This window comes from Desulfomarina profundi, assembly GCF_019703855.1.
GTDB lineage: Bacteria > Desulfobacterota > Desulfobulbia > Desulfobulbales > Desulfocapsaceae > Desulfomarina > Desulfomarina profundi.
On sequence record NZ_AP024086.1, the window covers coordinates 2,904,256 to 2,927,091 of the forward strand.

Sequence of the window (22,836 nt, forward strand, 5' to 3'; positions counted from 1 at the left end):
CAGAAATTCAGGAGTAAGGCGCTAAAGTACAAAGGTGCAGACTTTGAAAAAATTGACGGCAAGTATCAAAAGATGCATTGAATCGATCGGCAGCGTCACAAGTTTTCTTATTCTCGTAATTATCGCAATCACTACCTATGAAGTTGTTGCCCGTTACGCCTTCAACTCGCCAACCAGCTGGGCCTGGCCGATCAACAAACAGCTCTTTGCTGTTTTTGTTATGGTTGCCGGGAGTTACACACTCATCCATAAGAGTCATATCAGAATAGAAATGCTCTATGAACGATTCCCAGGATATATGAAAAAAACAGTCAACCTGTTGACGCTTCTTGCAGCGCTCTGCTTTCTCGGGAGCCTGCTGTGGAAAAGCAGTTCCATGGGTTTTGATGCCTGGCAGAACAAGGAAAAAATGGTAGGTGTTTTCAAACTCCCCCTCTATCCATTGAAAATGCTGATCCCAATAGGCACAGCAATTTTTCTTGGAGCCTGTTTTGCAATTTATATTGGAGACAGGGATAAGGGAGGGGAAAAATGAGCATTGGCCTGATTACTATCCTACTGTTTGGAGGCCTGCTCACGCTCCTGCTCCTCGGAATTCCGGTAACTTTTTCCCTTGGAAGTATCACAGTTGTTCTGACATACCTGGTCGAAGGCCCTGATTCCCTCTATACTGTTGCAACTACAACATATCAGCAAATTACAAGCCCCACTTTGATGACCATTCCCCTCTTTTTAATAATGGGAAATTTCCTTGTAAAATCAGGGATATCAGAACTAATGTACAACGGGTTAAGCTACTGGCTGTCCGGACTGCGGGGAGGGCTTGCCATTGTTTCAATCGGTGTCTGTGTCAGTCTGGCAATGTGCGGCGGCTTTGGCCCCGGTATTCTTACAATGGGGCTTGTTGCCGTGCCTGCAATGCTGAAGCACGGTTACTCAAAAAACATTGCACTTGGTTCAGTCATGGCCGGAGGCGTGCTGGGGGAAATCATCCCGCCTGCGATCATTATGATTATCTTCGCCTTTATTGCCCGTATTTCCATCGGAAAGCTTTTTTTTGGCGGTTTCATTCCCGGGCTGCTGCTGGCCTGTCTCTATATCATCTTTATTGTTATTACCGGTATAATCAATCCCCTGGCTTTGCCAAAAACTACGGTTGATGTCTCCTGGTCAATGCGCTTCAGGGTGCTGAAGGAAATCACCTTACCGGCCCTGCTTGTTTTACTGGTACTCGGCTCAATTTTCAAAGGAATTGCCACTCCAACAGAGGCTGCGGCCGTGGGAGCTCTGGGTTCTATCATTATCTGTGCAATTTACGGGAAACTGAGCAAGGAAGTAATAAAGGAATCCTGCCTGGAAACACTGAAAATCACGGGTATGGCACTGTGGATTCTCATCCCGGCTACACTTCTCGGAGTCTTCTATGTCTCGGTAGGTGCTCAGGATATGATAATGGAACTCATAGATTCCCTTTCCGTAAACCGCTATGTGATTCTCTTCTGTATGCAGATCATACTTCTCATATTCGGTATGTTCATGGACGACTATGCCGTCGTTACCATCTGTGCACCGATCATGCTTCCCATAGCCACACTCCTCGGATTTGATCCGATCTGGTTTTCAATACTTTTTATTCTTAACATGCAGATGGCCTACATGACCCCGCCATTCGGCTGGGCATTGATCATGATGAAAGCGGTAGCTCCTCCCGATGTCACAACCAGGGATATATGGAAATCAATACCACCGTTTGTTCTGATTCAATTTTTCGTCCTGCTCCTGGTCATGATTTTCCCGGCCCTGGCTACATGGCTGCCGAACCGGATGTTTTAATACAATTCACTTTTAAGAGGTTAAAACCATGAAAAAAATATTGCGCATCAACCTTACAGACCAGACCTTTCAGTTCGAAGATATTCGGAACCAATATATCCATCTGGGCGGCCGGGGACTCAGTTCAAAAATCATCAATGACGAAGTAAAACCTGACTGTGACCCCCTCGGCAGTGATAATAAAATTGTTCTGGCACCGGGTATCCTGTCAGGGACGAAAGTGCTCTGTAGCGGCAGGTTGTCGGTGGGTACAAAAAGCCCACTGACCAACACTATCAAGGAAGCAAACGCAGGTGGAGCCGTAGCAGCCCAACTGGCCGGTCTCGGACTCCATTGTGTAATTCTCGAAGGATGCGGTAAAAACCATACGCTGGTGAAAATAACACCCGAAGGTGTTATTTTTGTGCAGGCGGACAAGCTTGCACGAAAGGGGAATTACCAATGCGTGGAAATACTCCGTAAGGAACACGGCGATGAAATCGGCATCATCAGCATAGGACCAGCCGGAGAAATGCAACTGAAAGCTTCGGCAATTGCTGTATCTGCCAGGGATCATCATCTCAGGTTTGCCGCCCGCGGCGGTGTCGGTGCCGTAATGGGCTCCAAAAATCTCAAGGCAGTAGTCATTGATACAGGTGGGAAAAAAGAAGCAACACCAAAGGATGCACCCCGATTCGACAGGGCAGCCACAGCCCTTGCCAAAGGTGTTGCCGCCCATCCGTTGATTGGAGGGTTGAAAAACCTGGGCACTCCTGTGCTTGTCAATATGATAAATGCTCTTGGTGCTTTGCCAACCAAAAATTTTTCCAGTGGTCAATTCAAGTTCGCCGAACAGCTATCGGGAGAACAACTAGCAGAACTCATCTCAAAACGCCCGGATGCACAGGCATCACATGCCTGCATGAAAGGGTGCATAATCCATTGTTCAAATATATTGACAGACGATAACGGAAATCTCATCTGCAGCTCCATTGAATACGAAACTCTTGCCCTCCTGGGCAGCAACTGCATGATCGGTGACATCGAAACTGTCGCCCGTTTAAACAGGCTCTGCAACGACCTGGGTCTTGATACAATGGAAGCAGGTGGGGCACTGGCAATAGCAATGGAGGCCGGCAAACTTCCCTGGGGTGACGGTGAAAAAGCCCTTTTACTTCTGAACTCTATCTATGACGGCCATGAAAATGGCCTCATGATAGGCAATGGTGCTCACTTTACCGGGAAAACACTGGGTGTAACACGAATTCCCAGTGTGAAAAAACAGTGCATTTCCGGTTATGATCCAAGAGTGTTGAAGGGTACGGGTGTCACTTACGCGACCTCAACCATGGGAGCGGATCATACCTGCGGCAATGCACTTCCAAGTCCAGCCAATCCGGAATACAATCCTTCATCCCCCACGGGACAGGCCCCAGTATCTCAATTTCTTCAAGCCTACTTCGCGGCAATAGATTCCCTTGGTCTTTGTCTCTTTGCTTCGTTGCCGGTTCTCGATATTCCTGAACTCAAACAACATATCATAGAATGTGCTTCAGCAATGCTGGGAGAACCGTTAAGTGATGAGTACATTGAACAACTGGGTGAAAGCGTGATTAAAACTGAAAAAAGTTTCAACAAAGCTGTCGGATTTGACAGACAGGACGACAGATTGCCCGATTTTTTCAGTCATGAACCTCTCCCCGAAAACAATGCAGTTTTTGATGTGTCTGATGAGGAGCTGGACAGTGTCCACTCTGGTTAATTTTTGCTGAAAGAACGGCCACCTTTAAAAACATCACATTTAAAAAGGTGGCCGACAACCTGAACTGAACTTTGGTATACAGCAGTAATTTTCTTTTCACCGGCCCCAGAGCAGGAACGCCTTGATAAATGAATCCAGGTTACCGTCGAGGACGCTGTCCACGTTACCGGATTCATGATCAGTCCTGTGGTCTTTAACAAGCCTGTATGGCTGCAGCACATAAGAACGAATCTGGCTCCCCCAGGAGATCCCCTTTTTGTCCCCGTGCAGTCCTTCGTGCTGTTCTGCCTGCTTTTCCTTTTCCAGTTCGTAAAGCTGGGCCACCAGCATCTTCATGGCCATATCCTTATTGCGATGCTGGGATCGCTCGTTCTGACACTGGACGACAACTCCCGTGGGCAGATGGGTTATACGGATGGCAGAATCAGTCTTATTGACATGCTGCCCCCCGGCGCCGCTGGCCCGGTAGGTATCGATACGCAGGTCTTTTTCCTCAATTTTGATATCAACAGAGTCATCCAGTTCCGGCATGACCATGACAGAGGCAAAGGAGGTATGGCGCCTGCCACTGGTATCAAAGGGTGATATACGCACCAGCCGATGAATCCCCAGCTCCGAACGGAGATATCCATAGGCGTAGCGTCCCTTCACCATAAAAGTAACGCTCTTGGTCCCCGCCTCGTCTCCTGGCAGGTGATCAAGTATAACAGCCTTGAAGCCTCGGGTTTCCGCCCATCTGAGGTACATGCGCAGGAGCATGTCCACCCAATCCTGGGCTTCAGTACCGCCGGCACCCGCATGAATAGCGACAATAGCATTGGCCGTGTCATGTTCACCACTGAACATACACTCCATTTCAGCCACATCAAGCTGCTCAGCCATGGATTCAATTTTCAGGGCAACCTCTTCCTCGATCTCGTGATCCTTTTCCTCAACGGCCATCTCCAGGAGGAGTTCCGTTTCCTCGAGATCATGCCACTTTGCCTCCCAGTCTTTTATTGTGTCCTGAAGCTGTCCATGCTGTTTCTGGATCTTCTGCGCCGTTTCCGCATCATTCCAGAAATCGGGAGCAAGGGTCTGACGTTCAAGCCGCTCCAGTTTTTCCTTCTTTCCGGCTAAGTCAAAGATGCTCCTTCAGGGCAAGGAGTCGAGCCTTCAAATCGTTTAACTTCTGTTTCGATACTGCACCGCCAGTTTCCATAGACATAATAACTTCCTGTATTTTCTTTTATTTCATTTTTCCAGACTCTCTTTCCACCGGCCAACCAGCATTTCTCATGCTGACCAGAACCAGCAGACAACCTGTCAGCAGGCAAAAAGGCCCGAAAAGATATCCGTACCGTGCCCAGAATGTCTTTACCTCCCAGAGTGGCACATCTTCAGCATGTCCATATGGTCGAAAGAGTTCGGATTCACCGACAATTTCGCCAAGGGGGGTGATAAAGGCCGAAATTCCCGTATTGGCGGCCCGAACCACTGCACGCCGACTCTCCACCGCCCGCAGTACCGCCATGGCCAGGCTCTGGTGCGGGGCACTTGATTTACCATACCAGGCATCATTGGTCAAATTAACCAGCATGTTTGCCCCGGAGCTGACCCACTTTCTTGTGAGTTCCGGGAAAACAGACTCAAAACAGATAAGAATCCCAATCCTGCATTGTTTCCAGACCAGCGGGTGTTCAATTTTTCCGGCCGAAAAATCGCCAGCGGCCTCCACGAGGGGGGCCAGGAAAGGCAGGAATTTTTTCAACGGAACATACTCCCCGAACGGCACCAGATGGCTTTTATAGTACTTGCCGCTTATCTTCCCCTTGTCATCCAAAAGGAGAGCACTGTTGAAATAATTAATTCTTTTTTCGCCATAATCAACAATTTCATACCATGGTGCTCCCGTCAGCAGGGCCGCGCCACTTTCCATCGTCATCGCCTTCATGGCTCCCATATATTTACCGGAAACCGGGTAAAACGGCAATGCCGTTTCAGGCCAGACCAGCAACTCCGGTTGTGAACTCCGCAGAAGAGAACGGGACAACCCCACGTACCTGTCAAGAGTCATCCCTCTCGATCCGGCAGACCATTTCGCACTCTGATCGATATTTCCCTGAACAATACCTATCCGGATTGAAGATACTTTTTCAACAGAAATCTTCTCCAGTTCAGCCCTGCGAACGGTCGAATACCCGCTTACAGTTATGAGAACAAGGAGGCCGGAAACAATAATATACATTCTGTCGGCATACCGACATCGCCCGGAAAGGAAAAGAGCAACCAGGCAATTGAAAAAAAGTACCAGCCAGGTGAGACCATGGTGCCCGAAAATATCCGCACTCTGAATAAATAAAGGCGCCGACCAGAGTCCATAACCCAGATCCATCCAGGGAATACCCGTAAAAGCCACTCCCTTCAACCAGTCAAGTCCCACCCAGAGAGTGGGCAGAAACCACAGTGCGGTCAGCGGGGAAAAGGCCGTCACCAGCACTCTTGCAAAAACAGCAAAAAGGACGAAATACAGGGCCATATAGGAGGCAAACAAAACCAGCGCCACCACCGCGATTGACCAGTGCAGCCCGCCATACCTGCCGAGAACAATGACAATCCAGTAGAGAAGGATGAAAAAATGAAGAAACCCGCAGGCAAACCCGTATCGACGAACCTGTTTCATCGAAACTGTCCGGCCGACAACAGGGAGCAGGAAAGGTACCAGGGCAAAAAAGAGCAGCGGCCACAGCTCTCCCCCCCAGGGAGTGAAAGCCAGAGAAGAACCGGCGTCGTCAGGCTAAGCAGCAATGGGGAGAACCTTGAGGGCACTGAACTATTCCTCTTCCTGCAGACGGGTGATCAGCACCGACTGCAGGTGCCGTTCAGTGGCGCTTTCCACCTCAAAGGAAAAACCGGAAATCCTGACACTGTCACCCGGCCTGGCCAGTCTGCCGAGAGAATAAATTATCATACCGCCAATGGATTCAAAAGGTCCTTCCTGAAATTCAACACCAAAATACTCTTCTATCTTTTCAACATCCATCCGCGCGTGAACCCTGATGGTATTTGGACCAACCTCTTCGATTTTATCCTGTTTCACATCATATTCATCATCAATTTCACCGACAATTTCTTCCAGGATATCTTCCAGTGTAATCAGCCCGCGGATAGTACCGAACTCATCAGTAACCATGGCCATATGTTCTTTGCGCTTCTGAAATTCAGGCAACAGATCCACAATCAATTTGGATTCGGAAACAAAAGATACCGGCCGCAGGTATTTTTCCAACTGTTCTTTCTCCTCGTTCGAACGGGTACAGAAGGCCAGCAGGTCCTTTGCATGTATGACACCTATAATCTGATCAGGATTGTCTCTGTAGATCGGAATTCTGGTCAATCCGTTATCAATAATTGTATCGATAAGCTCGGAAACCGGTGCGGCTTCATTAAAAGAAACAACTTCCGCAGCCGGTGTCATCACCTCCGCGGCACAAGTTTCCCTGAAATCAAAAATCGAGCTGATCATTTTTTCTTCAAGAGAAGTAATTAAACCGTGTTCCTCTCCCTCTTCCAGAAGCTCCTGGATCTCGTGTTCAAGATCCTCTTTTGTGCCGGGGCGTCCAAAGTTGAAAAAAGTCAGGATTTTTTTTAAAATCCCTCCTGATTCTGTAGATTCCTGCTCGTCTGATGTTAAATTATTCTTCATTGTCATGACTTTAGAGTGACTTGAAAGTGTCACCTGAAATAGCCCGCATTTCTCATGAACATTGTGTCAATTTTGAGAGTAGCTGTAGAATACAAATAATTAGCCAACTATCAGTAATCAAACAAATTTACACAATGTTCACCCAAGGTCAGTCCAAGCGACGCCATCTTCTACAGTATTTCAACAGTAAATATAGGTCACTATTATTTACTGCTGAAAACTTTGAAGCTGACGCCGCCTGAACTGATGAGAAATACGGGATAGGTCCCAAATGACGAAATATTCTCTCTTTCGCCGTTCTCTTTCCCATATACAAATATTTTCTGTTACGGGGAAGCAAAATAACGGAAGTGAAAAGTATACCACAAACCTGAATACAATAAAAAAGAACCTTTTTTACTTTTCTAATTGACACTCTGTTACTATAGTAGCCACGATTTTATAGAGTTTGCAGTCTCTCTCAACTGGAAAAAATGACTGCAACTGGTTTTCAGCATTGGGGACAGATACTAGAATAATTTTCTTGAGGGAAGAGTTTGGAAGGAAAAATTCTTATAGCAAATCGTGGTGAAATCGCCATCAGAATCATGAACGCATGTCGCGATCTCGGTCTTGATTACGTTGTTGTCTATACCGATGCCGACAGGGATTCGGAACATGTTCAGCGCAATATAACCAGTGGTCACGGCCAGAATGCCTGGCGTATAACAAGTTATACAGACCCGAACGACATCTTCGCCGTAGCAGATTTTACAGGATGTACCGCCATCCATCCTGGCTACGGTTTTTTTTCGGAGGATTTTCGTTTCGCCAGAAGAGCCACTGAACGGGACCGGCCACTGACTTTTATCGGACCCAACTGGCAGGTCATCCGTGATCTCGGGGACAAGATCAATACCAAAAGGGTAGCCAACAAGCTTGGAATCCCGACGATTCCCGGAACGGATGCGCCCATCTACAATGAGATGGAAGCGGAGGAAATTGCCGCAGGTCTTCTGGAAGAACAGAAACAGGCAGGAACTGAAAACCCTTCAATTCTCATCAAGGCGGCAGCCGGCGGTGGTGGCATGGGTATAGAAGAGGTCACGGAAATTGAACAGTTCAGGCGGGTATACCGGCAGCTCCAGAATTACGCCAAACGGCAGTTTGGAGATGGAGGTGTTCTCATTGAACAATGCCTGCAGGACTATAACCACCTGGAAGTCCAGCTTGTCTGCTCCCGGCATGGAGAACGCATCCATTTCAGTTCCCGGAACTGTACCATTCAGTCCACCGGCAGGCAGAAACGGGTCGAAGCTGCACCCGGATTTCACAGTTCCTGTTTTGATTACGAATTTGACGAAAAAAAACTCCTGGACCAGATCGTCAAATACTCTCTGAAGCTGGCGGCCCATGTCAATTATGATAACGTCGGCACCTGGGAGTGGATAGTATCCCGCTCCGGCCAACCCTACCTGCTCGAAGTCAATACCCGTATCCAGGTAGAAAATGATATTTCAGCCCGTATCAGTTACCTTAATGACGAGCATCCCAACCTGATCCGTGAACAGATCCGGCTTGGTCTTGGAGAAAAAATCGGCTACAAACAGAAGGCGGTCAAGTTCAGGGGGGCAGCCATTGAGCTTCGTATCGTGGCAGAGGACACCCGCAGGGGGTTTGCCCCGTGGATAGGAACCATCACCGAATTTTCCTTTCCCGATTACGACTGGTCCGTGGTCTATTCCCACGTTCCCTTTGACAGGCCATACCCTATTCCCAGCGACTTTGACCCGAATCTTGCCCTGGCCCTGGTCTGGGGAGAGGATATGGATGACGCCAAGGCCAAAGCGGTACAATTTATTAACGAAACGGTTATCCGGGGAAAAGACTCTGCCGGCAACCGAATTATTACAAACCTGGAATATCTGAAAAACAATCTTGATCGTTTGCTTGCCTTTTAGCCAGTGCTCTAATGGCTCAACCACAAAAAACAAAGGAAAATCCAACTGCGGCAAAAACACCTTCCGTGGTAAAATTTTCAGATAAACAACCTGATTTCGATAATAACGTCTTAACCAGACCGGTTATGACGATACACATATAACCGAAGTTCTCAATATGAATGAATTACTCAAGCAGCTCCTGAAAATAGAAGAACGCATCAACTATCTGCTCCAGATAAAGGACTATACAAACTGGGGAAATCTTGACGGTTTCAAAAAGAACTGTGACCAGCTGAAACTCACGGTTTACGACCATTCAGAAGAAGAGTTTTCCGCGGCAATCCGCAAACTCAATGATTCAATCACCTTTCTGGAGGAACGGGCCGAAGAGCACCTCACCCCAATGGAACGGGTCAGAATTGTTCGCAGCATCCAGCGTTTTACCCTGAAGGATATCCTGGAAAATGTATACGAAGATTATACGGAACTGGGTGGCGAAGAAGATGCCAATATTGATCCGGCCATGGTCTGTGCCAAGGCTACCATTGCCAGGAGAATCAAGAACAAGCCGTACACCGCCTCAGTTATGGTCATCGGCCAGGAAAGCGGCCACGGCGAGGAATACCGCAACGGTGGTTCCTGTCGCCCTGAGGGTAATGAAAAGGCGCTGCGATACATGAAAGTTGCCGAAACTGAAGGCATTCCCATCCATTTCTATATCTTTACACCCGGCTCCTACCCGGTTGAGGAATATCCGGGAGCAGCACAGCAGATTGCCAGAAACATCTATGCCATGACCAAACTGCGCGTACCCATGATTTCCATGATCTCCGAAGGTGGGTCCGGCGGAGCAGAGGCCATTGGTCTTGCCGATTTCCGGATGATGGCTTCCCACGGGTATTATTCGGTTATCTCTCCGGAGGGTGCAGCAGCAATTGAAGGTAAAATCAGAGAAGGTTCCAAAGTGCCACGGGAGCTCATCGAACTCTGCGCCGACAGGCTTCGCCTCACCGCCAAAGATAATCTGGAAAACAAAACCATTGACAGAATAATCTACGAACCGCCCCTTGGCGCCAGAAGAGATGATTTTGCCTTTTTCTCCAAACTCCGTTCGGAAATGCTGCGGGCCACGGACAAGGTGGTTCTTTCCACAAAAAGTTTCAGTGCCCTCAGAACCTATGAAATCCGCCGTAAAAAACATCACAAGAACACAGAAGAACTGCAGCTGGAAGTTCCATGGGATCTGAACAGGGAAGAAGTCAAGCGTCTGCTGGCCATGCGCTCTAAAAAATATCATAACATGGGCAGAAACGGCTTCTCCGGTAACATAGAAGCAACGGACGGTCTGTATAATCTTGCCAGGGTAAAAACGGAAAAAATCTATTATTCCCTGCGTTATGATGTTATGAAAAATCATAAAAAACAGGTAAAAAAGGTATTGACTGACGTGTCCGGTGAAGGCTCCATCATATTGAAAAGAATTACCGAACCCATCAGCGCGATTTTCGATTTTCTCCAGAAAAAAAAGGATGACAGACCCCAGAAACTGATAACCTGGTCGGGCCGTCAGTCAACAACTGATCGTCGTGTTGATCCCCTGGAACTGACCGATACCTATACCAGTCCCCTGGCCAATGAGGATCGTACAGTCACCTGCCCAAATGCGGAGAAATTTGGTTGCAAAGATTTGTGGATACCAGACCTTTACGGAGAATTTGCCGGGGTGTGCGAAACATGCGGCCATCATTTCCCCCTGGAGCATGAATGGTATCTGGAGAATATTTTTGACCCCCGTTCCATCCGCCATTTCAACCAGGAAATATCTTCAGGAAATCCCCTGAGCTATACCGGGTTTTCCGAACGGCTCCAGGCATCAAAGACAAAAACCGGACGCCGCTCCGGAAACATGACGTTTCATGCCAAGATCAATGGAATCCAGATCATCGTCTCCATGCTCTATTCAGATTTCAGAAATGGCACTGTTGGCTCGGCTGAAGGGGAAAAATTTGCCCAGGCATGTGCCCTTGCCAAACGAAAAAAACGTCCTTTTCTTGCTTACATACACACAACAGGCGGCATCCGTATCCAGGAGGGAACCCTGGGAGTTGTCCAGATGCCCAAGTGTACCATGGCCGTACGGGAATATATTGACGCGGGTGGTCTCTACCTGGTGGTCTATGACAATAACTCCTATGCCGGTCCAGTCGCTTCATTTCTCGGTTGCTCCCCCTATCAGTTCGCCATCCGCTCCAGCAGGGTCGGGTTTGCGGGTCCGAGGGTCATCAGGGAAACCACGGGTACGGAAATACCACCGGACTATCACTCCGCCAGAAATGCCCTGAAACGAGGACATATCCAGGGGATCTGGGATCGCAGGGAGTTCAGGAGAAACCTGTACAAGGCATTGCAGACCATGGGAAGCCCGAGTCTGTATTACAGGTAATTGTCCACTGAGGAATGCTTTACCTCTATCGAATTGTTATCTTTAAAGCATTTACAAATTTTCCTGACAACGTTATGATATGGTATGGGTCACCCTGAAAGAACAGGTGTTACATTGAAGATCAGGTAAACATCGACTCCGAGAAATAGAGACAACAAAAAAACGCAGCATACGCTTGATATATGAGCATTTTTTTTGAGGTATTACATGACATCTGCTCAATCTGATGAAAGAATCCGCAGGGAGATCGAGGCCCAGATCAACCTGCCATCACCTCCGGCGATAGCTGTTCAGATCCTCAATACGGTTCAGAGTAAGGAGTCTTCCCTGAGTGATTTGGAAAGAATCATTTCGGCTGATCCGTCCCTTACCGGGAAAATGCTGCAGATTGCCAATTCCGCCTTTTATGCCCTGCCCAACAGGGTGAGCAGCATTACCCACGCCATGTCCATCCTTGGCACCAATGTCATAAAAAACATTGCTCTCTCCTTTGTCATTACCAGTGATCTGCGAAATCCTGCAATAAAAACATTTGATTTCGACTTTTTCTGGCGCAGATCCGTAACAACTGCCGTTTCTGCAGAAGTGGTAAAAAACCTGACAGGAAAAAAAGATGACGATATCTTTGTCACGGCACTTCTGCAGGACCTGGGTGTCCTGGTCCTTTTCCTCAATAAAGGTGAAGAATATACTCCCCTGCTGACCAAATGCAGGACCAGCAACAATGACTGTTCATGCCTGATAAAACTTGAGCAGGAAAAATTCCAGTTCGACCACCAGCAGGTCAGCTGCATGCTCACCCGCAGCTGGAAACTGCCGCTCTCCATTTCCGAACCCACCTGCCACCACCATTTCCCGGAAAACGCCCCGGAAGAATACAGGCAGTCAGCAGAGATTCTTTCTCTGGCCAACCTGATTTCAACAATTTACAATGGCGAGGAGACAACGGAAAATCTGGCGTTCCTGCAGGACAGACTCAAAGAGCAATTCGATATGGACAAGAAGCAGACTGCAAAGCTCCTTGATGATGTCGCAGAAAAAACCATTGCTATCCTGGAGATTTTTGAACTGGATCCCGGAGAAATGAAACCCTATTCTCAAATGCTGCAGGAGGCAAACAACGAACTGGGACGGCTCAATCTTTCCTATGAACAGCTGGTCATGGCGTTGAAGGAATCAAAAGAAAAATCCGAGCGCTTTGCAAGAGAGCTGCAGGAAGCCAATGCCAAACTGGAGAATCTTGCCTTCCGGGACGGGCTGACGAATGTCTATAACCACAGATATTTTCAGGAAATATTTGAAAAGGAAATAGCCAGGGCAGAACGCTACAATGGAGATCTCTGTCTCATTATGTTTGACATTGATTTTTTCAAGAAAATTAATGACACCTACGGGCATCCCACTGGAGACCAGATCCTCATTTTCCTTGCTGAACGTATTCAGAATGCCATCCGGCCGAGTGATATTCTGGCCAGATATGGCGGTGAAGAATTCACTGTAATTCTACCGGAAACACAGAACGCCGGAATGAAAGTCTTCGCCGAGCGCCTCAGGCGCTGCGCCATGGAACCCTTTGAAGTTGAAGGTCATTCCATCAAGATTACTATCAGTATTGGTGGCGTTTATTATGATTTGAACTCCAGAGGAATCAACAAACAGCATCTTATCGACACTGCAGATCGCGCCCTCTACCTGTCAAAGCAGAACGGCAGAAACCGGGTCACTATCCTCCCTCTCTCCCCCTGAATTTTCCCAACCATCACAAAAAATCCTGTTTTTGACATCTTCCTGAAAACACGGTATAAAAACATGGCTGGACTTAACCCGGATTTCTCATGAACATTGTGTCAATTTAGAGAATAACCGTAGAATAAAAACAGTGAGCTCATTCTCAGTAATTGAATAAAATTTACACAATGTTCACCCAAGGTCAGCCCAGGCGACGCCATCTTCTGCAGTATTTCGGCAGTAAATATAGATCACTATAATTTACTGCCGAGAACTTTGAAGCTGACGCCGTCTGAACTGATGAGAAATGCGGGTTGTATACAATCAGGTAATACAAAGAGGTTTATAATGACATTATTTTTCAAGTCGCTCCTGTTTTCATTACTCATTCTTCTGACAACCAGCCCGCTTCTTCCTGCTGCAGGACACGGAAACTCATGGGAAAAAACGGTCAATGAGGCCAGGGGAAAAACGGTCAACTGGTATATGTGGGGAGGTTCACCTTCCGTTAATAAACTGGTTAACGGGTTCTTTGCCGATCAATTGAAGAAAAAATACGATATAACCCTCCGCCAGGTACCGGTCAAGGATATTGCTGAGGTCGTCAGTAAACTCCTTGTGGAAAAACAGGCCGGTAAAAAAAGCGGTGGTAATGTCGATCTGATGTGGATCAACGGTGAAAATTTCCGTACCTGCAAATCAAACGCCCTTCTCTACGGTCCCTTTGCCGACTCTCTTCCCAATATACAATTCGTCAACCGCTCGGCCCCCACCATCGCCAGCGATTTCGGCACTCCCGTGGATGGCATGGAATCCCCCTGGGGCAGTGCCCAGATGGTGATGATTTATGATACCGAAAGGACACCGAATCCCCCTCGAACCATTCCGGCACTCATTGAATGGATTCATTCCCACCCCGGGCGCTTTGCCTACCCGGCCCCACCCGATTTCACCGGCTCCGTTTTTATCCGCCATTTTTTCTATGCCGCAACCCCGACCGGCCCAAACAAGTGGCAGGGCAGTTACACTGAAAATGAGCTGCAACAGGCGGAAGAAGCGACATACAGACAACTGATTGAACTCAAACCATATCTCTGGCGAAAAGGAACGACCTATCCTGAATCTCCGGTACGTATGGACAGTCTCTTCAGTGACGGGCAAGTTGATTTTTCCTTCTCCTACCACCAGGCTGCCGCATCTCGGAATATTCTTGACGGTATTTTTGCCAAAACGGTTCGCACCTACGTTTTTGACCAAGGAACCATTGCCAACACCCATTTTGTCGCCATTCCGTTTAACGCCGCAAGCAAGGCTGCAGCCAAGGTTGTTGCCAATTATCTCCTCTCTCCGGAGGCCCAGTTGAAAAAGGCGGATCCGGACGTATGGGGAGATTTCCCCATAATTTCTTCGAACCTGCTCCCGGTAAACTGGCAGGAAAAATTCAAGAACAGACCCAGGGGTGAAGCCACTTTGACGGATGCGGAGCTCCAGGCGCACCAACTCCCGGAACCACCAAGCAACATCCTGGTACGACTGGAAAAAGGCTGGGTAAAGCACGTACTGAAAGGCAGATAATGTTTAACCACCGGAATTTTCTTTTATCAGCTCCGGTAAGGCTTCTGGCACCCGCTCTTGTTCTGATTGTCCTTCTTTTTGTTGGAGGACTGATCCTGGGGTTTCTTCAGGCCCTTGGCTACACACCGGACGAAGGGCTGGGAAGCCTTACCTTTGCCCATTTTATTGCTGTATTCACTGATCCGGATTTTATCCAAAGCCTGTCCCTGTCATTTACCATCTCCCTGATTTCAACACTTCTGGCCGCAGTAATCAGTGTTTTTCTTGCCCCAACCCTGGTATACGGAGCAGAAAAAAGCCGCCTGCTCCATTTCATACTGCAGGTTCCCCTTACTGTCCCGCACCTTGTGGTGGCGGTTTCTTTTCTGTTTCTTCTCTCTCCGTCCGGGGTCATATCCAGGCTCTGTTCCTTTTTCGGCTTTCTCGACTCTCCATCATCCTTTCCTCTGTTGATCAACGATGACTATAATATTGGTATCCTCCTGGTTTATATCTGGAAGGAGATACCATTCATAACATTCATGCTGCTGGCCGTCCTGACCAACACCGGACCGGAACTCAATGAGGTTGGTGCTACCCTGTACGGGTCACCATTTCAACGCTTTTGTCATATCACCCTGCCAATACTCTGGCCAAGTCTCGGAGGAGCATCTCTCATTGTTTTTGCCTTCACATTCGGAGCGTTTGAGGTACCCTACCTGCTGGGAAAAACCTATCCCGTATCCCTGCCGGTATGGGGGTATAAGCTGTACAGCGACATTGACCTGCTGGCAAGACCGGAAGGAATAGCCATCGGCCTGATCATTACAATGCTGGTGGCCCTTCTTATCTGGTTTTCTCAGCTCCTTATTCAATTCGGCTATAGAAGAGGAATTCTGTCTTGAAAAAAACCGGTCTGCTGCTCTCCATTCTGATTCCGGTGGGATTTCCCTTTCTTCCCCTGGTTCTCTGGTCATTTGCAGAAAAGTGGTTTTATCCATCACTGGTTCCCCGGCAATTTGGCATGAGGGCCTGGGATTATGTTTTCAACACGGCAGGCAGCCAGATCCTCGGCAGTCTTTCAACAAGTTTTTTCCTGGCGGTTGTCACAGCAGTAATCTCACTCATCCTCGGAGTCCCGGCGGGAAGGGCTCTCGGACTCCACGATTTCCCGGGCAAAAAACTGGTGATGCTTTTTCTCCTCCTGCCGATTATCGTTCCTCCCCTGTCGGTAGCCATGGGGCTGCATCTCTGGTTTATCAAAATGAACCTCGCTGAATCTTTCCTTGGGGTTGTTCTCATCCATCTCACGTTCTGCCTGCCCTATACCATTTATGTTCTGCGGGGAATTTTTTCGGATTACAATCCCGATTTTGAAGCCCAGGCACAGTCCCTTGGTGCCTCCCCCCGGGCTATCCTCTTCCGGATTACCCTGCCGATGATATTGCCTGGTATTATCGTTGCCGCTCTTTTTTCCTTTCTGCTTTCCTGGTCCCAGTACCTCAGCACTCTCATCATAGGTGGCGGCAAAATGCTGACCCTGCCAATACTCCTCTTTTCCCTCATGGCCAGTGGAGACAGACCGGTTGCAGCGGCAGTCAGCCTTGTATTTATTTTTCCGGCTCTGCTTGCCCTGACCGGCAGTGCCCACTATCTCGGCCGGACAGGTTTGAAAGGAATCCGCTGATGGAACGACTCGGACTGAGAAAACTGACAATACAGTATGGATCAACCACTGTTATCAGGGATCTTCACCTTTCCATTCAAGACGGGGAACTGGTCTCTCTTCTCGGTCCCAGCGGGGCCGGTAAAACAACCATCCTGAAAACCATAGCCGGGCTGCTTCCTCCTTCTGATGGAAAAATTTATATTGACGGCAAATGTGTAAACCACCTCCCGGCCGAGAAACGTGACGCTGTCCTTATCTTCCAGAAACCGCTCCTCTTTCCCTTCCTCAACGTGAACCAAAACATCGGTTTTGGTCTGAAAATGAGACATGTCGACCGAAAAACAGCTGTGAGAAAGATCGAAAGGATCCTGGAAATCACTGGACTGAACGGCCTCGGAACCCGAAAAATTCATCAGTTGTCCGGAGGCCAGCAGCAGCGGGTCGCCCTTGCCAGGGGACTGATCCTTGAACCGGCAATTCTCCTCCTGGACGAGCCCCTCAGCAATCTTGACCCGGGACTTCGTGGACAGATGCGTGATCTTATCTGTTCCCTGCAGACACAAACAAAAACCACCATGCTCTTTGTTACCCATGACCAGTCGGAAGCCCTGTCAATCAGCGACAGGGTCTGTCTGCTCCTTGACGGCAAACTGAGACAGAGCGGAACACCCCAGGAACTTTTCTATCATCCCGCAGACCAGGATGTTGCCCGCTTTTTTGGCTGTGATAATATCCTGCCCTGCCAAACCTTCCTGCCTGAACAAAGCCCGAACGGGAGAAAGGAACTCTTTGCCATTCGTCCAGAGGATATTGAAATCAGGACAAACAACCGGAATCAGGACTGTATCGACAAATCATGGTTCAACGGGACAGTGGAAAAAATTATTTTTGAAGGACAACTGACCAAGCTTACCGTCAGCACATCACCCGGATACGACCTGACCGTTCTCTGCAGACGACCGTCCTTTCATCCCGGCCAAAGTGTTTATCTGAGATTCCCGAAGGAACGGATTCATTATTTTCAGGAACCGCCAGAAGAGAGCTGATAACGAAAATGACAAATAAAACAATTGATCCCATCACCCGTTACCAGCATCATGTGGTCCACTATCTCCGCACTGCTCCCTGGCATAATGATCTCCCTGTCAGAGATGACCACTTCACCGTCCTGCCCCTGGCAAGTGGTGAATACAACCTGAACTATCTCCTCAGGGGAACAACAACAAACCTTGTCTTCCGGGTCAATATGGGAACACAGATCAACCGGGATGACCAGATACTTTACGAGTTTAATACTCTGAAGCTGCTGAAGAATTCCAGGGTGACACCCGTTCCCTTTTTTGCCGACGACACCAGAGAGTTCATCGATCGGGGCATCCTGATTATGGAATATTTGCCGGGACGTCACCTTGATTACCGCAAAGACTTGAAAAATGCCGCACGCGTCTTCGCCACCATCCACCAGATTATCCCGCCCGACAAAAATCATCTGATACGGGAGACCCGCTCTCTAAGCCTTATTTTGGTGGAATGTCAGCAACTTGTTGAAAAGTATATTTCCTCAGAACTGGCCAACCCGAATATCTGCAGATTACTGGAAAAAATAATTGCACAGGCGGAAAAAAAGAAAGGGGAGGAACAGTATTATATTGAAAATCCCTGGCTGACCATTGTCAATACCGAGGTCAACTCCGGGAATTTCATAGTCAACAGAACGGCGGGAACCACTCACCTCATAGACTGGGAAATGGCACGACAGGGTGATCCATCCAGTGATCTCTGTCATTTTATCTCACCTCTGACAACCCTCTGGAAGACCGATTACCGCTTTACACCCGGAGATTCCACTCTATTTTTCAATGAGTATAAAAAATATATCACATCAGAAAAGCTGAGGGAAAGTCTTTACGAAAGGGTACGAATCAAAGCACCTTTTGTCCTTCTCAGGGGAATTTCCTGGTCCGCCATGGCCTGGGTCGGTTACCAGGGACAATACAGTGGTATTCGTAACAAAGATACCTGGCAGACTCTGCAGCGCTACCTCGATGAAGACTTTATCCGCTCACTCTTTTCCTCCTTCCTGGACTCCTGATATCCCTGCCATGACAGCCAGCAACCACCTTATCCTCTTTACCCGTTTTCCACGACCGACTACCACCAAGACACGGCTGGCCCCCTCCTTGGTGATCGGGGTGCGGCGGAACTGCAACGCACAATGACAGAACAGATGGTGGAAAAAATGATTCAGCTCAGAAAAGAATTCCCTGTAACCCTTTCAATCTGTTATGACGATGCACAGCTGGATGAGATGACAAGATGGCTGGGCAGTGATTTTTTATTCCACTCCCAGGTACCCGGAGATCTCGGCCTGAAAATGGCCGGAGCCTTCATGGCACTCTCCGGAACGGGCTGTGAACGCGCATTGCTTGTGGGCAGTGATATTCCTGAAATCGATAAAGATATCTTACAAAAAGGCTTTAACAGCCTGGAGGAGCATGACATGGTTTTCGGACCAAGTGCAGATGGAGGTTATTACCTGCTCGGCCTCCGGACAGCTTCCCTGAAACACCTTGAGAACCTGCTGTTTTCTGATATCCCGTGGTCAACGGAAAATGTCCTGAAACTCTCCCTTGAAAGAATCCGACGACATGGGTATACCGTGTTTCTGCTTCCCGTTCTCCAGGATATCGATCGCCCTGAAGACTTAATCCTTGCCAGGAGAAAAGGACTGCTGTAATGGAGATTATTTCAATTATCATCCCCACCCTCAACGAGGAAAAACATCTGCCGACAACCCTGACAGGGCTAGCGGATAGAAAAGACATTCAGCTTATTGTGGTCGATGGTGGCAGTGAGGACAGGACTCGGGAAACAGCAGCAGACCTCGGCGCACGGGTCATCCTCTCTTCACGGGGAAGAGGACACCAGTTAAACCGCGGAACAGAAGCGTCAAGAGGTGAGCTGCTTCTCTTTCTCCATGGGGATACAATTCTTCCGCAAAATTTTTCCGATGCTGTCCGAAAAACCATGAAAAACGGATATGCAGCCGGAGCGTTTTCCCTGCATATCGACAGTTCCGCAAAACGGCTGACCATGGTTGCGGCCTGCGCCAATCTCCGCTCCCGCCTTTGCAGGATGCCATATGGGGACCAGGGAATTTTCACCTCCAGAGAGAACTTTGACAGAATCGGCGGCTTTCGGGAAGGTCCCATTATGGAGGACTTTATTTTCATGCGCTCAATCCGAAAACTGGGTAAAATACACATCTTAAAAGAAGCCGTGTCAACTTCATCCCGTCGCTGGGATAACATGGGGATTATCCGTACAACATGTATCAATCAGATAATTGTAGCGGGCTATTGGTGCGGAGTACCACTGCCGACCCTTGCAGAAATCTATCAGCGCATGCAGGGAGTAGCTGCAAAAAACCAGGGAGTCAACCATGATTCTTCGACCAGACCACATTAATCTCGTTGTCTCCAATCTTCAGGAGGCAGAACAGTTTTTCCTGCAGCTGGGATTTGTGGAAATTGACAGGGCCCATCTCACGGGAGAGTGGATCAGCTCTATTGTCGGTCTGGAAAATGTCGAAGCAGACTATATCGCCCTTGAGTTTCCAGGCTCCTTGACACGACTGGAACTCATCCATTACGACTCCCCTGAATCGAACACCGACCCCGGTATCGGTCAGGCCAACAGTACCGGCTTTCGTCATCTCGCTTTCGCTGTTGATAATATAGAAGAAGAGGTCGAGAAACTGAAAAAAACCGGGATCCGCTTTTTGAGCAATGTTCATGTTTACCAGAAGTCTGGAAAAAAACTGGTCTATTTTTATGGACCAGATAATATTCTTCTGGAGCTCGCCGAATATCCTTAACCCGAAATTCTCATGACCGCCTGATAAACAGCCATTGTTTTTTCAGCTGCATCCAACCAACGAAAATCCTGCACACGTTTTCTACCCGCCGCAATCAGTTTGCACCGAAGCTCTTCATTTTGATCAAGCTCAACCAGACCATGGGCAATAGCTTCAACATTTTCAGGATTCACAAGAAGAGAGCACCCTCCGGAGATCTCTGCTGGAGCACCCCTGTTAGAAGTCAGCACCGGTGTCCCGCAGGCCATGGCTTCAAGTTGCGGCATACCGAAACCCTCAACCAGTGAAGGAAAAAGAAAAATCCGGGCCCGGTTATAGAGGGCCAGCAGTTGTTCATCGGTGACGGAATCAAGAAGGATAATTCTTTCTCCTGCTCTTTCCCGTGCAAGCAATCGCCGCATTTTCCAGTCAAAACGGCGAAAACGATTCACTACTACAAGCTGGATATCATCCCTTTTGCCAAATGCCCCAAGAAACCCCTGTATCGCCCGTGCCTGATTTTTATAAGGTGATCCCTGACCAACACAGAGTATAATTTCTCTTGTTGTTTTTTCCCCACTCATTCCGATTTGCGACCAGAGAGGTGCCAGCAGAGCCTCCACCCTTTCCTGTTCAATTTCCCTGAAAAAAGACTCCATACCATGGTGAATAACACTTATTCGATCCACGATTTCCGGTTTATACCTGACAATCTCCCTTCTGGAAGCCTCAGAAATTGTAATGATATGATCCGCCCGACACAGGGCTGTCCTGATACCTTTTTGATAGAGTGCCCCAACCAGCACTCTTTCAGGCCAGAACCCGGCACAGAGATGCGGCTGTGTCAACCACATGATATCATGAAGGGTCACTACCGAAGGACAGGGAAGTTTGCCCGGCATCATGTTAAACGGACTGTGAAAAAGATCCTGACCACAGAAATCAATCTTTTCGGCCAGCCGATAGAGAGTGGAAAAAGAATTGGCGGGAAATTGACAGGAAACCTCGCGGATCTTCATATCTGATTCGGGAAAGATCGGCCGCCCGTTGCCTGCGGGAACGACCAGGAGGAACTTCAGATCCTCATCAAGGTTTCGCATCCGCCGCAACAGTTGGTAAGAATATCGCCCGATCCCACCGGCGGGAAGAACATCCGTATCACTGGTGCGGATATACCGCGCGTCAAAGACGATTCTCATCGACTTTCCCCGGCTTTTTCGGACTCAAGTAACTGGCGAAAAATACGACAGAGTTGATCCCCATGGGCCTGCCATGAATACGTTGTCTCGGTGATCCTTCTCCCCTCCCGCCCCAGACGAACACGCAGATCCCTGTCGACAGCAAGTCGGCTCACCGCCTCTGCCAGCACGGTCGCATCACCGGGTTTTACCAGAAGAACATGTTTTCCATCCTCAAAAAGGTGTCGCATATTCTCACTGTCAAGTGTTATCGTCGGTTTTCCGGCGGCAAGGGATTCAAAGACCTTCAACGGGTCAAAAAACATGCCATGCCTGCGAAGTTCCTTATGTTTTACCGGATTATAAGGGGCTACACAGGTATCAACTGCGCCCAGATAGTCCGGCACGGAATCGTAAGCCACCCTGCCTGGAAAAAGAAACCGGTGTCCGAGGGATTTTTCCATAACCAGTTTTTCAATCGGGGCTCTCATCTGCCCATCCCCCACCAGCAGAAATCTGAAATTATCTACAGGTGGATTACGGTCAAGCAGAACAGCAGCCTCCACCAGGGTTTCTAGACCATGCCATGGATAGAACGCCCCCATGTAACCAATCAGAAATTCTTTCCGGCCGATTCCATGTCTTTCCCGAACATGTGATCCATTATTCCCGGGATGGAAGATCTCGGTATTGGCCCCCCAACAGACCTTTTCCACCTTGTCCCGGTACTTTTCCGGCACCAGGTGCGGGGCAGTGGTAATAAGCCTGTCCGCCCACCTGTAGGTGACCGGTGCTGCACTCTTATCCAGGACCATGGCCACCACAGGGGCTCCCAGTTTTTTCCCAAGAATCGTTCCAAGCCCGAAAGCACTGAAACGTTCGTAAATCACATCCGGCTGAAATGCTCTAGCATACTTCCAGGCAACAGGAAAATGAACAAGGGGCAGAAGAAAACGTAACGGCCCCGGCAACAGCCTCCCGCCGACCCCTGCAACCCCCTCACCTGTCGATCCTCGCCGGGCCAGGAGAAGGACTTCATTCTCCCTGCAAAGCGCCCTGACAACTTCAGTGACATGGGTCGATCCGCCATGGGTACCGGGTATCGGTATATTGGGTGCAACAAACAGGATTCGCAATCGTCTTCTCCTTTTCAATATTTCACGCGGGTGAATATAGACAAGTTATCCTGATTAAAAACACGAAAATTCTTTCCGACATAGTGAACTG

The 22,836-nt window shown here is 48.6% G+C and carries 19 protein-coding genes; 14 read left to right on the top strand and 5 right to left on the bottom strand.

Going from position 1 to position 22,836, the window contains the following annotated elements:
- Positions 1-43 precede the first annotated feature (43 nt).
- The 3 genes from LO777_RS13435 to LO777_RS13445 are packed head-to-tail and all read left to right on the top strand — an operon-like array spanning position 44 to position 3,574.
- The gene (locus LO777_RS13435; RefSeq protein ID WP_228854399.1) at positions 44-535 is read left to right on the top strand and encodes a TRAP transporter small permease subunit; all 492 of its coding nucleotides are present in this window, start codon (positions 44-46) and stop codon (positions 533-535) included.
- Positions 532-1,833, top strand: a complete 1,302-nt coding sequence (locus LO777_RS13440; protein ID WP_228854400.1) for a TRAP transporter large permease — start codon at positions 532-534, stop codon at positions 1,831-1,833. Before LO777_RS13435 ends, LO777_RS13440 begins: the two co-directional genes overlap by 4 nt.
- 28 nt (positions 1,834-1,861) lie before the next feature.
- The gene (locus LO777_RS13445) at positions 1,862-3,574 is read left to right on the top strand and encodes an aldehyde ferredoxin oxidoreductase family protein (RefSeq protein WP_228854401.1); all 1,713 of its coding nucleotides are present in this window, start codon (positions 1,862-1,864) and stop codon (positions 3,572-3,574) included.
- A gap of 96 nt (positions 3,575-3,670) precedes the next feature.
- Here the strand turns inward: LO777_RS13445 and prfB are convergent.
- The 3 genes from prfB to LO777_RS13460 form a co-directional block, all read right to left on the bottom strand.
- Positions 3,671-4,781, bottom strand: a protein-coding gene (gene prfB / locus LO777_RS13450; protein WP_407929071.1) for a peptide chain release factor 2 whose coding sequence is annotated in 2 segments (ribosomal slippage) — positions 3,671-4,709 and positions 4,708-4,781 — 1,113 coding nt in all. Because the reading frame shifts where the segments join, the coding sequence is not laid out codon by codon here.
- A 21-nt stretch (positions 4,782-4,802) separates the two neighbouring features.
- On the bottom strand, positions 4,803-6,329 hold the full coding sequence (gene lnt, locus LO777_RS13455) for an apolipoprotein N-acyltransferase (RefSeq protein WP_268907575.1): 1,527 nt from the start codon (positions 6,327-6,329) through the stop codon (positions 4,803-4,805).
- 57 nt (positions 6,330-6,386) lie between these two features.
- Positions 6,387-7,259: a hemolysin family protein gene (locus tag LO777_RS13460; RefSeq protein WP_228854403.1), complete on the bottom strand. Its 873-nt coding sequence runs from the start codon at positions 7,257-7,259 to the stop codon at positions 6,387-6,389.
- Positions 7,260-7,795: 536 nt separating this feature from the next.
- On the opposite strand from LO777_RS13460, the gene LO777_RS13465 reads away from it, so the two are divergent.
- The 11 genes from LO777_RS13465 to LO777_RS13515 all read left to right on the top strand — a co-directional run bounded on the left by LO777_RS13465 (position 7,796) and on the right by LO777_RS13515 (position 20,452).
- Positions 7,796-9,199: an ATP-binding protein gene (locus LO777_RS13465; RefSeq protein ID WP_228854404.1), complete on the top strand. Its 1,404-nt coding sequence runs from the start codon at positions 7,796-7,798 to the stop codon at positions 9,197-9,199.
- A 157-nt stretch (positions 9,200-9,356) separates the two neighbouring features.
- Positions 9,357-11,624, top strand: coding sequence for a carboxyl transferase domain-containing protein (locus tag LO777_RS13470; protein ID WP_228854405.1), 2,268 nt, complete (start codon positions 9,357-9,359; stop codon positions 11,622-11,624).
- Between the two features lie 207 nt (positions 11,625-11,831).
- Entirely contained in the window at positions 11,832-13,370 is a 1,539-nt protein-coding gene (locus tag LO777_RS13475) for a sensor domain-containing diguanylate cyclase (protein WP_228854406.1), read from the top strand.
- A gap of 330 nt (positions 13,371-13,700) precedes the next feature.
- Positions 13,701-14,927, top strand: coding sequence for an ABC transporter substrate-binding protein (locus LO777_RS13480; protein ID WP_228854407.1), 1,227 nt, complete (start codon positions 13,701-13,703; stop codon positions 14,925-14,927).
- Positions 14,927-15,811, top strand: a complete 885-nt coding sequence (locus tag LO777_RS13485) for an ABC transporter permease (protein WP_228854408.1) — start codon at positions 14,927-14,929, stop codon at positions 15,809-15,811. Before LO777_RS13480 ends, LO777_RS13485 begins: the two co-directional genes overlap by 1 nt.
- Positions 15,808-16,593 (top strand): ABC transporter permease, encoded by a 786-nt coding sequence (locus LO777_RS13490; RefSeq protein WP_228854409.1) that lies wholly within the window; start codon positions 15,808-15,810, stop codon positions 16,591-16,593. Before LO777_RS13485 ends, LO777_RS13490 begins: the two co-directional genes overlap by 4 nt.
- Positions 16,593-17,621, top strand: coding sequence for an ABC transporter ATP-binding protein (locus LO777_RS13495; RefSeq protein WP_228854410.1), 1,029 nt, complete (start codon positions 16,593-16,595; stop codon positions 17,619-17,621). Before LO777_RS13490 ends, LO777_RS13495 begins: the two co-directional genes overlap by 1 nt.
- Positions 17,622-17,629: 8 nt before the next feature.
- The gene (locus LO777_RS13500; protein ID WP_228854411.1) at positions 17,630-18,667 is read left to right on the top strand and encodes an aminoglycoside phosphotransferase family protein; all 1,038 of its coding nucleotides are present in this window, start codon (positions 17,630-17,632) and stop codon (positions 18,665-18,667) included.
- A gap of 123 nt (positions 18,668-18,790) precedes the next feature.
- Positions 18,791-19,312 (top strand): TIGR04282 family arsenosugar biosynthesis glycosyltransferase, encoded by a 522-nt coding sequence (locus tag LO777_RS13505; protein WP_228854412.1) that lies wholly within the window; start codon positions 18,791-18,793, stop codon positions 19,310-19,312.
- The gene (locus tag LO777_RS13510; protein WP_228854413.1) at positions 19,312-20,043 is read left to right on the top strand and encodes a TIGR04283 family arsenosugar biosynthesis glycosyltransferase; all 732 of its coding nucleotides are present in this window, start codon (positions 19,312-19,314) and stop codon (positions 20,041-20,043) included. Before LO777_RS13505 ends, LO777_RS13510 begins: the two co-directional genes overlap by 1 nt.
- Entirely contained in the window at positions 20,018-20,452 is a 435-nt protein-coding gene (locus tag LO777_RS13515; protein ID WP_228854414.1) for a VOC family protein, read from the top strand. Before LO777_RS13510 ends, LO777_RS13515 begins: the two co-directional genes overlap by 26 nt.
- On the opposite strand, the gene LO777_RS13520 is transcribed toward LO777_RS13515, so the two are convergent.
- Both LO777_RS13520 and LO777_RS13525 read right to left on the bottom strand, forming a co-directional pair.
- A complete protein-coding gene (locus LO777_RS13520; protein ID WP_228854415.1) occupies positions 20,449-21,630 on the bottom strand; it encodes a glycosyltransferase family 4 protein in 1,182 nt (393 codons plus the stop codon). The genes LO777_RS13515 and LO777_RS13520 overlap by 4 nt on opposite strands.
- Positions 21,627-22,745 carry a glycosyltransferase family 4 protein gene (locus LO777_RS13525; protein WP_228854416.1) on the bottom strand — a complete coding sequence of 373 codons (1,119 nt, stop codon included), beginning with the start codon at positions 22,743-22,745 and terminating at the stop codon, positions 21,627-21,629. The genes LO777_RS13520 and LO777_RS13525 overlap by 4 nt, the downstream gene beginning before the upstream one ends.
- Positions 22,746-22,836: the final 91 nt, after the last annotated feature.

Excerpts from the sequence above, each read along its gene's own strand:
- LO777_RS13485 (WP_228854408.1), top strand. The coding sequence starts at position 14,927 with ATGTTTAACCACCGGAATTTTCTTTTATCAGCTCCGGTAAGGCTTCTG.
- LO777_RS13470 (WP_228854405.1), top strand. The coding sequence starts at position 9,357 with ATGAATGAATTACTCAAGCAGCTCCTGAAAATAGAAGAACGCATCAAC.
- LO777_RS13440 (WP_228854400.1), top strand. The coding sequence starts at position 532 with ATGAGCATTGGCCTGATTACTATCCTACTGTTTGGAGGCCTGCTCACG.
- LO777_RS13505 (WP_228854412.1), top strand. The coding sequence starts at position 18,791 with ATGACAGAACAGATGGTGGAAAAAATGATTCAGCTCAGAAAAGAATTC.
- LO777_RS13500 (WP_228854411.1), top strand. The coding sequence starts at position 17,630 with ATGACAAATAAAACAATTGATCCCATCACCCGTTACCAGCATCATGTG.
- LO777_RS13510 (WP_228854413.1), top strand. The coding sequence starts at position 19,312 with ATGGAGATTATTTCAATTATCATCCCCACCCTCAACGAGGAAAAACAT.
- LO777_RS13460 (WP_228854403.1), bottom strand. The coding sequence starts at position 7,259 with ATGAAGAATAATTTAACATCAGACGAGCAGGAATCTACAGAATCAGGA.
- LO777_RS13445 (WP_228854401.1), top strand. The coding sequence starts at position 1,862 with ATGAAAAAAATATTGCGCATCAACCTTACAGACCAGACCTTTCAGTTC.
- LO777_RS13515 (WP_228854414.1), top strand. The coding sequence starts at position 20,018 with ATGATTCTTCGACCAGACCACATTAATCTCGTTGTCTCCAATCTTCAG.
- LO777_RS13480 (WP_228854407.1), top strand. The coding sequence starts at position 13,701 with ATGACATTATTTTTCAAGTCGCTCCTGTTTTCATTACTCATTCTTCTG.
- LO777_RS13495 (WP_228854410.1), top strand. The coding sequence starts at position 16,593 with ATGGAACGACTCGGACTGAGAAAACTGACAATACAGTATGGATCAACC.
- LO777_RS13475 (WP_228854406.1), top strand. The coding sequence starts at position 11,832 with ATGACATCTGCTCAATCTGATGAAAGAATCCGCAGGGAGATCGAGGCC.
- LO777_RS13520 (WP_228854415.1), bottom strand. The coding sequence starts at position 21,630 with ATGAGAATCGTCTTTGACGCGCGGTATATCCGCACCAGTGATACGGAT.